General features: G+C 67.0%; 9 protein-coding genes. 2 read left to right on the top strand and 7 right to left on the bottom strand.

What is annotated here, in order from left to right; translation table 11 throughout:
- The first annotated feature begins 75 nt into the window (after positions 1-75).
- Positions 76-912 carry an HAD-IB family hydrolase gene (locus tag ACLIVD_RS03430; protein ID WP_009477389.1) on the top strand — a complete coding sequence of 279 codons (837 nt, stop codon included), beginning with the start codon at positions 76-78 and terminating at the stop codon, positions 910-912.
- Between the two features lie 413 nt (positions 913-1,325).
- On the opposite strand, the gene ACLIVD_RS03425 is transcribed toward ACLIVD_RS03430, so the two are convergent.
- The 5 genes from ACLIVD_RS03425 to ACLIVD_RS03405 all read right to left on the bottom strand — a co-directional run bounded on the left by ACLIVD_RS03425 (position 1,326) and on the right by ACLIVD_RS03405 (position 7,483).
- Positions 1,326-2,075, bottom strand: a complete 750-nt coding sequence (locus ACLIVD_RS03425) for an oxidoreductase (protein ID WP_283332837.1) — start codon at positions 2,073-2,075, stop codon at positions 1,326-1,328.
- A 31-nt stretch (positions 2,076-2,106) separates the two neighbouring features.
- Entirely contained in the window at positions 2,107-3,852 is a 1,746-nt protein-coding gene (locus ACLIVD_RS03420) for a dipeptide ABC transporter ATP-binding protein (RefSeq protein WP_283354200.1), read from the bottom strand.
- Entirely contained in the window at positions 3,849-4,823 is a 975-nt protein-coding gene (locus tag ACLIVD_RS03415) for an ABC transporter permease (RefSeq protein WP_491931950.1), read from the bottom strand. The genes ACLIVD_RS03420 and ACLIVD_RS03415 overlap by 4 nt, the downstream gene beginning before the upstream one ends.
- Positions 4,816-5,742, bottom strand: coding sequence for an ABC transporter permease (locus ACLIVD_RS03410; protein WP_280782898.1), 927 nt, complete (start codon positions 5,740-5,742; stop codon positions 4,816-4,818). Before ACLIVD_RS03410 ends, ACLIVD_RS03415 begins: the two co-directional genes overlap by 8 nt.
- A gap of 124 nt (positions 5,743-5,866) precedes the next feature.
- On the bottom strand, positions 5,867-7,483 hold the full coding sequence (locus ACLIVD_RS03405; protein ID WP_491931949.1) for a peptide ABC transporter substrate-binding protein: 1,617 nt from the start codon (positions 7,481-7,483) through the stop codon (positions 5,867-5,869).
- A 316-nt stretch (positions 7,484-7,799) separates the two neighbouring features.
- On the opposite strand from ACLIVD_RS03405, the gene acs reads away from it, so the two are divergent.
- Positions 7,800-9,764, top strand: a complete 1,965-nt coding sequence (gene acs / locus ACLIVD_RS03400; RefSeq protein WP_283332835.1) for an acetate--CoA ligase — start codon at positions 7,800-7,802, stop codon at positions 9,762-9,764.
- Between the two features lie 51 nt (positions 9,765-9,815).
- On the opposite strand, the gene ACLIVD_RS03395 is transcribed toward acs, so the two are convergent.
- The gene (locus tag ACLIVD_RS03395; protein WP_283354196.1) at positions 9,816-11,633 is read right to left on the bottom strand and encodes an adenylate/guanylate cyclase domain-containing protein; all 1,818 of its coding nucleotides are present in this window, start codon (positions 11,631-11,633) and stop codon (positions 9,816-9,818) included.
- A gap of 67 nt (positions 11,634-11,700) precedes the next feature.
- On the bottom strand, positions 11,701-13,086 hold the full coding sequence (locus tag ACLIVD_RS03390) for an MFS transporter (protein WP_283332833.1): 1,386 nt from the start codon (positions 13,084-13,086) through the stop codon (positions 11,701-11,703).
- Positions 13,087-13,232 lie beyond the last annotated feature (146 nt).

The raw sequence follows: 13,232 nt of genomic DNA, 5'->3' as shown, positions 1-13,232 counted from the left end.
AGTGCCGAAAGACCCTTCCTCGGCCCCTTCGTACGAGCCCCCACCCCACTCGAAGTCCGCATATCCTTGGAAATTGTGACCGCGAAGCCACAGAGAAGTGCCAAGACAGGTCGACACACCGAGACAGGTCGGGTTGCCGCATTCTTCGACCTCGACAAGACGATCATCGCGAAATCCAGCACCCTCGCGTTCAGCAGACCGTTCTTCGACCAGGGCCTGATCAACCGCCGATCGGTTCTCAAGAGCAGTTACGCGCAGTTTCTGTTCCTGCTGTCGGGCGCGGACCACGATCAGATGGAGCGGATGCGCGCCTACCTCACGAGCATGTGCGCGGGCTGGAACGTGGACCAGGTCCGGTCCGTGGTCGCCGAAACCCTCCACGACATCGTGGACCCTCTGGTGTTCGCGGAGGCCGCCGACCTCATCGCGGACCACAAGTTGCGGGGCCACGACGTCATCGTGGTGTCGGCGTCGGGCGAGGAGGTGGTGGCGCCGATCGCCGAAGCTCTCGGGGCCACGCGCAGCACCGCCACCCGCATGGCGGTCGCGGACGGGCTCTACACCGGCGAGGTGGAGTTCTACTGCTACGGCGAAGGCAAAGTGGACGCGATGCGGCAACTGGCCGACGAATACCACTACGACCTGTCGGCATGCTACGCCTACTCCGACTCCGTGACCGATCTCCCGATGCTGACCGCAGTCGGCCACCCGACGGCGGTCAACCCGGACCGGGCTTTACGGAAGGCTGCGGCCGGAAACGGTTGGCCCATATTGACTTTCTCGAATCCGGTCTCCCTCCGGGCACGCCTCCAGGCGCCGTCCGCGACCACCGTCGTGACCACGGCGGCGGTGAGCGTCGGGGCCCTGGTCGCGGGCGCGTTCACGTATGGAGTGTTGCGCCGCAAGCGCTGACCGCCGCAACCCGCGACACGGTCACAAACCGAATTTGATACTTGCTGTGAGGGGGGTCACGGGGTACAAAGGAGTTACGGAAGAACGGAAGGCCAAGGTCGACCCAGAAGAGAAGGATCGATCTCCCGACCAGGATTCCCAGCACGGGCACTAGGTACCCACGCGAAGCATAAGCCACTATAAGGGCAGAAGCGTTGTGGGCCTGCGAGACTCGAGTCTTCACCGGCAAGGACCCTGCACAGGTTGCAAGGACGACCCGACGATATTCGGACTCTCGCCGAGGCCACCCACACAACCCACCTTGCACGCTTGGTAACCGGTTGTCCGTGCTAACGGGCGGCGAAGTCGACACCAGTCGGCAGCGCCGCCCGTTTCACATGTTCGGGAACTTGTTGCAGCGCAGGGTATTTCGACTAACTCGTCGCGGCCTCCGCGATCGACGTGGCCTCCCGGGCTCCGGCCTCCAGAGCGCCACAGCAGAGGACGACCCAGCTGCCGACACCCTCCGGCTCGCCCGACGCGAACGCGGCCGCCCCGTTGCGGTACGCCTGCTGCCGGCGCAACCAGCTGACCTCCGGGACCCCGAGATTGTGGGGATCGAGCCCGCTCGCCACGGAAACCAGGCGTGACGCGGCGCGCGCGACGATACCGTCGCCGACCCCGAACGGCTTCAGCGTCAACAATTCCCCGTGCACCACGGCCGCCAGAACCGGCGCGGGCGCAGCCGTTCCCCCCGTCACGAGCTGGGCGAGACCGTCGAGCCGCTCCGCGACGCCGGACCCGGCACGCGGCCTGCCGAGCAATTCCTGATCCTCCACGAGGTCGGCCGCGGCCAGCAGATGAAGCCGCGCGAGGGCCTGCAGCGGTGCCCGCTGCCAGGTGGACTGCAGAAGTGTGAGGGCGTCACCGTCGAGGGCCTGCCCGACCCGCAGCGCCCCCGACAGAATCGGGTCGCCTGCCTCGCCGGGCGCGGGCAACTCGGTGCTGCCGCCGTCCAGCGACGCCGAGGCGCGGGCCGCCCGGACCGCCGCCTCGGCCGCCGTGGTCGGCCAGCCGCGCCGGTTGGTCTTGTGGCGGTGAACCGCACCGAGCGCGTCGCGCGCACGGTCCGCGGCTTCGCGGACGCCGGGAAGGTCGACGAGGGGCTGCAACGGGTCGCTCACGTACCGGAACGCTACCCGGCGCCGTCCCGGGTCAGGCGCCGAGCCGGATCGATCCGCCGGGAATCGCGTCCAGCAGCTTCCGTGTGTACTCCTCCTTCGGTGATGTGAAGACCTCGTCCGTGGTCGCTTTCTCCACGATCGCGCCGGTGGACATGACGAGCACGTCGTCGGCGATCTGCCGCACCACCGCCAGGTCGTGGGTGATGAACAGGTACGTCAGCCCCAGCTCCGCCTGCAGGTCGTTCAGCAGGGTCAGGATCTGGTCCTGGACCAGCACGTCGAGCGCCGACACCGCCTCGTCGCACACCACCATCTCCGGCTGCAGCGCCAGCGCCCGGGCGATCGCCACCCGCTGCCGCTGGCCACCGGACAGCTCGTTCGGGAACCTCCGCATCACCGAAGCCGGCAGGGCCACCTTGTCCAGCAGGTCGCGTACCCGCGCTTCCCGCTCCGCCTTCGTCCCCACCTTGTGGGTGCGGAGGGGCTCCTCGACGGTGCGGAAGATCGAGTACATCGGGTCGAGCGTGCCGTACGGATTCTGGAAGATCGGCTGCACCCGGCGGCGGAACGCAAGCGTCTCCCGGCGGTCCAGCGTCGCGACGTCCTTGCCGTCGAACACGACATTCCCCGACGTCGGCGCGAGAAGTCCGAGGACCATCTGCGCGACCGTCGACTTGCCCGACCCCGACTCGCCGACGATGGCCGTGGTCGTTCCACGTCGGACCGCGAACGAGACGTCGTCGACCGCGGTGAAGTCGGTGGACTTCCGTAGCCCGTGCCGGATCTTGAACACCTTGGTCAGCCCGGTGGCGACGACCACGTCGTCGGTGGCCTTGCCGAACTCGACGCCGATCTCGCCGTGCTGTTCGGCCTCGCCGACCACCTCGAGGGCGTGCTCCCGGATGTCCGCCCGGGCCAGCGAAGAACTCCGGCGTTGCGACGCCAGCGACGGCGCCGCGGCCACCAGCTTCCGGGTGTACGGGTGGCGCGGCCGCTGCAGGATCTCCAGCGCCGGCCCTGCCTCGACCACCCGCCCCTTGCTCATGACGATCAGGTGCTCGGCCCGCTCGGCGGCCAGGCCGAGGTCGTGGGTGATGAGGAGCACCGCGGTGCCCAGCTCGTTGGTGAGACCGTCCAGATGGTCGAGGATCTGGCGTTGGACCGTGACGTCGAGTGCCGACGTGGGCTCGTCCGCGATCAGCAGTTGCGGGCGGGCCGACAGTCCGATGGCGATGAGGGCGCGCTGCCGCATGCCGCCGGAGAACTCGTGCGGATACTGGCCCAGGCGGTCCTCCGCGTCGGCGAGTCCGGCCTCCTCGAGCAGCTCGGCGGCACGCGCCTTCGCGGCCTTGCCCTTCGCGATCCCGTTGGCTTCCAACGCCTCCTCGATCTGGAAGCCGACCTTCCACACCGGGTTGAGGTTGGACATCGGGTCCTGCGGGACGAGGCCGATCTTCTGACCGCGCAGCGCGACGAACTCGCGCTCGGACGCCTCCGCGAGGTCCTGCCCCTCGAACAGGATCCGGCCGCCGGTCACCTTTCCCGTCCCGGGCAGCAGGTTGATGATCGCGTGCGCGGTCGTGGACTTGCCCGAACCGGACTCGCCGACGATCGCCACCGTCTGCCCCGGATACACCGTGAGGCTGACACCGCGCACTGCGGGCACGAGCCCGGAATGCGACTGGAACGACACTTCCAGGTCCCGGATCTCGAGCAGCGGCACCTCGTCGGCCGAATTCTGTGTTCCGGCTGGTTCGTTCGTGGACACCCCGCTCACCTCTTCCTGGCCTTGGGATCGAGCGCGTCCCGCAGAGCGTCGCCCATCATGATGAACCCGAGCACCGTGATCGCCAGCGCGATCGCCGGATAGAACAGGATCGGCGACCCCTGACGCAGCGTGACCTGGGCGGTGCTGATGTCTCCGCCCCACGAGATCTCGGTGGACGGCAGACCGATACCGAGGAACGACAGCGTCGCCTCGGCCACGATGTAGATGCCGAGCGAGATGGTCGCGATCACGATGATCGGGGCGAGGGAGTTGGGCAGCACGTGCCGGACGAGGGTGCGCATGTTCGACACCCCGAGCGCCCGCGACGCCATCACGTAGTCGTTGTTCTTCGCCGAGATCACCGAGCCGCGAGCGATTCTCGCCATCTGAGGCCAGCCGAACAGGGCGAGGACGACGATCAGCGTCCAGATGGTGCGGTTGGCGAACAGTTGCATCAGGACGATCGCGGCGAGGATGAGCGGGATGCCGAAGAAGATATCGGCGACCCGGGACAGCAGCGAGTCGGCCCAGCCGCCGTAGTACCCGGCGACCGCACCGAACACCACGCCCACGACGAGCACGACCGACGTGACCCCGACACCCACCAGCACCGACGCCCGCGCCCCGTAGATCGTGCGGGAATAGATGTCGCAGCCCTGCTTGTCGAATCCGAACCAGTGCCCCGACGACGGCCCCTGCATGCTGAACGCGAGATCGCAGAACCTGGGATCGGTGCCGGTGAACAGACCGGGGAAAGCCGCAACGGCGATCACCACCACGATGATCACCGTGGCGACCAGGAACAGCGGACGTTTGCGGAGGTCCCGCCACGCATCCGACCACATGCTCGTCGGCGGCTGGTCGATGTGGACGGCGTCGGTCTCTCCCGGCGCCGCCACTTCTTCGGGTGCCACGAAATGCGCCTGCCGGGTCTTCCGGTCGCCCGTCCGGGGCGACTCGTTCTCCACTTTCTCAGACATAGCGAATCCTCGGGTCGAGCGCGGCGTACAGGAGGTCGACGAGCAGGTTGGCGAGCAGATAGATGACGATCAGCACCGTCACGAAGGACACCACCGTCGGCGCCTCACCGCGGGTGACCGCCTGATAGATCGTGCCGCCGACACCGTTGATGTTGAAGATGCCCTCCGTGACGATCGCACCGCCCATCAGGGTGGCGAGGTCGGCGCCGAGGAACGTGACCACCGGGATCAGCGAGTTCCGCAGCACGTGCACCTGCACCACACGGCGCCGCGAAAGGCCCTTGGCCGTCGCGGTTCTCACGTAGTCGGCGGTGAGGTTCTCGGCGACCGACGTACGGGTGAGCCGGAGTACGTACGCGAACGACACCGACCCGAGGACGAACGCGGGCAGCAGCAGATTCTTGAAACTGGTGTTGCCCCCGACCGTCGGCGGCACCAGCCCCCATTTCACGCCGACGAAGAACTGGGCCAGGAAACCGATGACGAAGATCGGGATCGCGATGATCACCAGGCTCACGAGGAGGACGGAACTGTCGAAGATGCCGCCCTTGCGGAGTCCGGCCCACAGGCCGAAGCCGACCCCGAAGATCCCCTCGATGGCGAGTGCCATCAGGGACAACTTGATGGTGATCGGGAATGCCTGCGCCAGAACCTCACTGACGGGGCGGCCGGAGAAGGACGTACCGAAGTCGAGGGTGAAAATGCCCTTCAGATACAGGAGGTACTGCGTCAGGAACGGCTCGTCGAGGTGGTATCGCTCACGGAGTTGGGCCGCCACCGCGGGGCTGAGTGCCTTGTCGCCGGCCAGCGCGGCGATCGGGTCTCCGGGCAGCAGGAACACCATCGCGTAGATCAGGAACGTGGCCCCGAGGAACACGGGGATCATCTGGAGCAAACGGCGACCGACGTACCAGAGCATCGGATCACCTCCTATTCGTCGGGAGCAGTGACGTCAGGAATCCGTAGCCTCGGCTCGTACTCCCGGGTGGGGCCGCGAACTGACAGCTCGCGGCCCCACCCGTCGTCGAAGAATCTCCGGTGCGTCAGTTCTTCTCGATGTCGGAGTACATCGGGATGCCCTTCCAATCGATGACCACGTTCGACACGTTCTCCGACCAGCCGCTGGCGGCGTTGCGGTACCACGTCGGGACGGCGGGCAGGTCGCGTAGGAGCACTTCCTGCGCCTGGTTCAGCAGTTCCTGGGCCTTGTCGGGATCGACCTCACCCGCGGAGGCACGCAGCAGCCGGTCGAACTCGGGGTTCGAGTAGTCGCCGTCGTTGGAGCTGCCGCCGGTCTGGTAGTTCTGCGCGAGGAAGCCGTACTGCTGCGGGTAGTCGCCCTGCCACCCCGAACGGAACGCGCTGGGGATGGTGCGGTTGGTGGCCTCGGTACGGATCTGCGCGAAAGTGGGGTACTCCTTGCCCTTCGCATCGATACCGAGGGTATTGCGGATGTTGTTGGCGGTGGCGTCGACCCATTCCTTGTGGCCGCCGTCGCCGTTATACGCGATCTCGAAACTGCCCGACCACGGGGCGATGGCGTCGGCCTGGGCCCACAGCCTCTTCGCCGCCTCCGGGTCGTACTTCAGGTTGCCGTTGCCGACGAGCGAATCCGACCAGCCCTCGATGGCGGGGCTGGTGAAGTCGAGCGCGGGGGTGCGGGTGTTGTTGTAGATCTGCTGGGTGATCTGGTCGCGGTTGATCGCCATCGAGATGGCCTGGCGGCGCAGCGTGCCCTCCTCACCGCTGAAGTGCGGCAGCCGGCCCGGGATCGTGAACGTCTCGATGGTCGCGGACGGCTGGTTCACGGTGCGGCCCGGCAGGTCGGTCTCGAACGTGGTCACCGCGCTCGGCGGCACCTGGTCGAGGACGTCGACGTTGCCCGCGAGCAGATCCGTGTACGCCGTGTCGAGGCTGTTGTACATGACGAAGTCGACGCCGGCGTTCTTCGGCTTACGGTTGCCGTTGTAGTCGGGGTTCACGACGGTGTCGATCCGGACGTTGTGCTGCCACGCTCCGGGGCCGGACATCATGTACGGACCGTTGCCGACGGGATTCTCACCGAACGCCGCCATGTCCTGGTACGCCACCGCAGGCAACGGGTAGTACGCGGCGAACCCGAGGCGGTCCGGGAAGGCCGACTCGGGCTGTTTCAGTTCGATCGTGAACGTGGAGTCGTCGACCACCTTCAGTCCCGACATGGTCTGCACCGTCGGGTTCTCGGCGGCCACCTCGTCGTAGCCCTGGATCGGGTCGAAGAAGGACGCTTGGATCTGCGCATTCGTGGACAGCGCGCCGTAATTCCAGGCGTCGACGAAGGAGGCCGCCGTGACCGGCGTGCCGTCCGTGAACGTCCAGCCGTCCTTCAGCTTCACGGTGAAGTTCTTGCCGTCCGTCGTCTCGATCGACTCGGCGACCTCGTTGTTCACCCCGCCGTCGGAGTCGTAGGAGACGAGCCCCGCGAACAGTGAGTCGACGACGCGGCCGCCCTGATTCTCGCTCGTATTGGTGGGAATCAACGGATTCTGCGGTTCACTTGCCCAGGCGTTGACGATTCCGCTACCACCCCCGCTCGTCGAATCACCGGACGAGCAGGCGGACAGGATCCCTGCTGCCAGGCCGACCGCCACAACGGCGGTTGCCACACGTGTGATGCGCAAAGCGTTCCTCCCAGATCTGCGTGGTTCCGGGCAGCGGCTCCGGGCGCAGCCCGAATGATGGGATGACGATAAGTCAAGGTTTCAATCTGTGTAGCCACGACGGGCGAAACTCGTGCAATCGGCACCTGATCGAAACATCGTGGGCGCAGGGGTCTCCACTCGTCGCACCCGATCGCCGTCCGTCGCGTCCAGTCGACCGATCGTCGCAGAATATGGGCATGCAACCCTCTGCAACGGTGCGCTCGGGAGACCATGTGACTACCCTCACACGTGCTAGAAGTGCCGAATTCGAGACTGGAAAGAAGGCCGGGCCACAATGACCAGTGCAGCACAGGCGAGCGGAGCGACGGAGAAGTCGGAACATTCTGATTCCGTCCCGCAGGTGTATCCGCCGAGCCCCGAGTTCACCGCCACGGCGAACGCCGGCCCCGAGCTTCAGGCTGCCGCCGACGAAGACCGTCTCGCATTCTGGGCGAAGCAGGCCGAGCGCCTGCACTGGCACGCCCCCTTCTCCGAGGTCCTCGACTGGTCCGACGCCCCCGTCGCGAAGTGGTTCGTGAACGGACGGCTCAACGTCGCCTACAACTGCGTCGACCGCCACGTCCTCGCCGGCAACGGCGACCGCGTCGCCATCCACTTCGAGGGCGAACCGGGCGACACCCGCGACCTGACCTACAACGACCTGCTCGCCGAAGTCAGCAAGGCCGCCAACACCTTCAGCGACCTCGGACTCGTCGCCGGCGACCGCGTCGCGATCTACATGCCGATGATCCCCGAGGCCATCGTCACCATGCTCGCCTGCGCCCGCCTCGGCCTGACCCACTCGGTGGTGTTCGCCGGCTTCTCCGCCAGCGCCCTGCGCTCACGCATCGACGACGCCGAAGCCAAGCTCGTCGTCACCGTCGACGGACAGTGGCGCCGCGGCCAGGCCGCACCCCTCAAGCCCGCCGTCGACGAAGCGGTGGACGGCGCCGAGTCCGTCAAGCACGTGCTCGTCGTCAAGCGCACCGGCATCGACGTCGACACCACCGAGGGTCGTGACCTGTGGTGGCACGAGACCGTCGAGAAGGCGGAGGGCACCCATCAGGCGCAGCCGTTCGACTCCGAGCACCCGCTGTTCATCCTGTACACCTCCGGCACCACCGGAAAGCCCAAGGGCATCATCCACACCTCCGGCGGCTACCTCACCCAGGCGTCGTACACCCACCACAACGTCTTCGACCACAAGGCCGGGCAGGACGTGTACTGGTGCACCGCCGACATCGGCTGGGTCACCGGCCACAGCTACATCGTCTACGGGCCACTCTCGAACGGCGTCACCCAGGTGGTCTACGAGGGCACCCCGAACTCCCCCGACGAACACCGCCACTTCCAGATCATCGAGAAATACCGCGTCAGCATCTACTACACCGCACCCACCCTGGTGCGCACCTTCATGAAGTGGGGCCGCGACATTCCCGACGCCCACGACCTGTCCTCGATCCGGCTCCTCGGCTCGGTCGGCGAACCGATCAACCCCGAGGCCTGGAAGTGGTTCCGCGAGGTGATCGGCGGAAACACGGCCCCGATCGTCGACACCTGGTGGCAGACCGAGACCGGCGCGATCATGATCTCCCCGCTTCCCGGGATCACCGCCACCAAACCCGGATCCGCGATGGCACCCCTGCCCGGCATCTCCGCGAAGATCGTCGACGACGACGCCAACGAACTCGGCGCCGGCGGCTCCGGCTACCTCGTGCTCGACAAGCCGTGGCCGGCGATGCTCCGCGGCATCTGGGGCGACATGGACCGCTACCGCGAAACCTACTGGTCCCGCTACCCCGAGCAGGGCTGGTACTTCGCCGGCGACGGCGCCAAGTACGACGAGGACGGCGCCCTGTGGGTGCTCGGCCGCGTCGACGACGTCATGAACGTCTCCGGACACCGCATCTCCACCTCCGAGGTCGAATCCGCCCTCGTCGGGCACCACGGTGTCGCCGAGGCCGCCGTCGTCGGCGCCGCCGACGAGACCACCGGCCAGGGCATCGTCGCGTTCGTCATCCTCCGCGAGGGCGTCGAGAACACCGGCGACACCCTCATCGCCGAACTCAAGGCCGAAGTGTCCCGGGAGATCAGCCCGATCGCCAAGCCCCGCCAGATCACGATCGTCCCCGAACTCCCCAAGACGAGGTCGGGCAAGATCATGCGACGCCTGCTCAAGGACATCGCCGAAGGCCGCGACCTCGGCGACACCTCCACGCTCGTCGACCCCAAGGTCTTCGACGCGATCCGCGGCAAGTAGGGCGCTCCGCGCCCCGTGAGTGGTTGACGAGTCCCTGCACTCCTCAACCACTCACGGGCGGCGAAGCCGCCACAGCGTCTGCTCCTCGCCGATACCCTTCAGACCGGTCGTGAAGACGTCGCACCGGTAGTCCGATTCCGCCAGCAACGGCGCCACCTCCGGGTCGTCGTGAACGGCCCGGGACAGGACGATGTCGCCGCCCGCCGCACACCCCTGCACCCGCGCCGCCAAGTTGACGGTCGCGCCGAAGTAGTCGATCCGGCCGTCGTTGTCGATCATCACGGCGGGCCCCTGATGCAGCCCGACCTTCAACGCCACCGAGTCGTCGTCACCGAGGTGCCCGCGACGGAAATCGTCCCAGCCGGACTGCATCGACGCCGCCGCCGACCAGGCCTCCCTCGCATCGGCGAACGTCGCCATCACCGCGTCGCCCATCTGCTTCACCACCCCGCCGTTCTCGCGCACCACGGCGTCACGCAGGTAGCGGAAATGGCTCTGCACGAACGCGAACGCCCGGACGTCCCCGATGCGCTCGTACAGGGCGGTCGAACCGCTCAGATCCGTGAACAGCACCGCCAGGTTCGCTATCCCGATCTCGTCGCCGGGCGCCACCCCCTGATCCGGGAACAGGTCCTGGAAACCGTCGAGCGACGTGACGAGCGCGCCGGTCGCCGCGGCGTCCTTCCACCGCTCCCGCTCGACCACCACCAGCGCCTCGCCGGGGAGCCGGTTGTCGACCTCCAGCCGGATCGCCCCGCCGATGTCGGGCGAACCAAGCACCCGGAGTTCGCCGGGCCCGCACTCGACCCGCAGCGTTCCACCGGCAGAGCCGACCTCGCAAGCCACCGGGGCACCCACCTGATAGCACCGGAGCCGCAACCATCCCGGGTCGACTTCGAGCCGCTCGGAACGCTGCTCGCCCGGCTCGAGCCGCAACTGCGCCACCGCCGACGGGGAATTCGCCGGACCACCGATGCAGTACCGGGCCCGCTCCGCCCGGCGGACGGCCGGGTTGACGTCGAAGCGGATCTCCACCGACCGTGCCAGGTCGGTGTCGAAGGCAATGTCGCAGGTGTCGCAGTGGACGCGGCTCGCCAGTTGTCGAATCCGGCCGGCGTCCTCGCGGACCGTCCGGCAGACCGGACACAGCACGCTCCAGCTCAGGTCCAGCAGGCCGCAGTCCGCGGCGTGGAGGAAGACGTACAGCAGTTGCATCCGATCGACACCCCAGCGGTCCGCCAGCTCGAACGGTCGCATGCCCGTCACCTCCAGGTCGGACGCGGTCCGCAGGTGGGATTCCAAGCGCCCGATCAGGTTCGGGGCATCGTGCGATCGGGACAGCTGTGCCGTGCGGAGTTCCAGCCGGCCGGCGTCGAGTTGCTCCGGCGGCGGCAGCGCGGGCACGGCATGCGTCTGCGGGTCGCGGATGTGGAGTTCCAACGCCCGCGCGAGCGCCACCGTCTTCCGGATGCCCGTGCGCGCCAGCAGGGTTCGCGCCACGATCGCCCCGAACCAGGTACGCGGGACGATCCGGGCGAACACCTCGACGTCGGTCCCGTCGGCGGCCGGGCGAAGCCGGACACCCGTGGAGACCTCCGCGAGCGGACCGCGGGAGAACCGACGAAGGACCTGGTAGAAGCGGCCCTCGATCCACTCGAACGGGAACTCCTCGTACCGCACCCGCCGCCCGTACGAACGGGTCTCCGCCGAATAGTGTCCCTTGCGCCGCCGGTCCAGCATCGGAGCGAAGTGCACCGGTGACAGATCGATGTTGCGGTTGAGCCGATCGGTATCGGCGAGGAACGACCACAGATCCTGCTTCGGCAGCCGGATCCGGGCCGTCCTGGACAGCAGCACGGCTTTCGCCATGCAAGAACTATAGGCGTAGCCCGTGCGCCTTTCTGGTAGTTGGAACAACCAGAAAGGCGCACGGGGACTACGCCCCTACGTCGTCGAGCGACTGGTCGCGCGTCTCGCGCATGACGAGCAGCGCGACGAACGTGAGTGCGGCGGCGATCAGCAGGTAGATGCCAACCCAGCCGACGCCGTACGACGTGGCGAGCCAGGTGGCGATGAACGGCGCGACGGCGGCACCGAGGATGCTGGCGGTGTTGTAGGCGATCCCCGAACCCGTGTAGCGCACGTTGGTCGGGAACAACTCCGGCAGAACGGCGCTCATCGGTCCGAAGGTCATGCCCATCAACAACATTCCGATGGCCAGGAATACGAGCATGCGGGCGTTGCCCATGCCCTCCTGGTTCAGCATGACACCGAACGTGAGCCCGAAGACCATGATGAGTCCGGTGATCGTGAGCAGCGTGATGCGGCGACCGAAGCGGTCGGCCAGCCACCCCGAGACGGGGACGGCGGCCGCGAAGAACAGGACCGCAATCAGCTGGAGGACGAGGAAGTCGGTGTAGTGGAAGCCGGCTCCGGTGCCGCCCTGGGCGGGGGTCTTGCCGGTGCCGTAGCTGAGCACCCAGGTGGTCATGATGTAGAAGAGCGTGTACGTGGCGAGCATGACGAACGTGCCGATGATCAGCTGACGCCAGCTGGTCTTGAACACCTCGGCCAGCGGGGTCTTCACCTTCTCGCCCCGCGCGACCGCGCGGGCGAACACGGGTGTCTCCTCGAGCTTCAGCCGCACGTACAGGCCGATCATCACCATGATCGCGCTGAGCAGGAATGGGATACGCCAGCCCCAGGTCAGGAATGCGCCGTCCAGGTCGGGGGTGCTGTTGTCGTGGTCCAGGAACAGCGTGATGATCAGGAACAGACCGTTGGCGAGGAAGAACCCGATGGGTGCGCCGAGCTGCGGCCACATGGCTGCCCAGGCCCGCTTGCCCTTCTGTGCGGTCTCGGTCGCGAGCAACGCCGCGCCACTCCACTCACCGCCCAGCCCCAGACCCTGGCAGAAGCGCATCAACGCCAGCAGGGCGGGCGCGACGAGGCCGATCTGGTGGTACGTCGGCAGCAATCCGATCACGAATGTGGCGATGCCCATGGTGAGGAGGGAGCCGACGAGCGTCGTCTTGCGTCCGATGCGGTCGCCGAAGTGGCCGAACAGGATCGAGCCGAGTGGCCGGGCGACGAAGGCGAGACCGAACGTGGCAAGTGATGCCAGCAGGGCGGTGGTGCCGTTTCCCTTGGGGAAGAACAGGTGTGGGAACACCGACACGGCCGCGGTGGCATAGATGTAGAAGTCGTAGAACTCGATGGATGTTCCCACCATGCTCGCGACGACGATCCGGCTTCTGGGTACGCCGGCGACGGTGGCCCCGCCGTCCGGTTCTGGCTTCGACGTATCGACGGCACTGCTCACTCGACTTACTCCTGCACGATGCTATTTCAACTATTGGGACGAGAGTCCATTTCTTAGGAATTGAACACCTCGTGTCTTTCGCTTGGCAAATTGGATAAGCTCTTCTCGGTGCGCCGGGAAGTCTGGTCGGCAGAGCATTTGCCGTA

Source organism: Rhodococcus sp. G6(2025) (assembly GCF_058628105.1).
The sequence above is the reverse complement of the archived record's forward strand: the minus strand, read 5'-3'. Positions and strand labels throughout refer to the sequence as shown.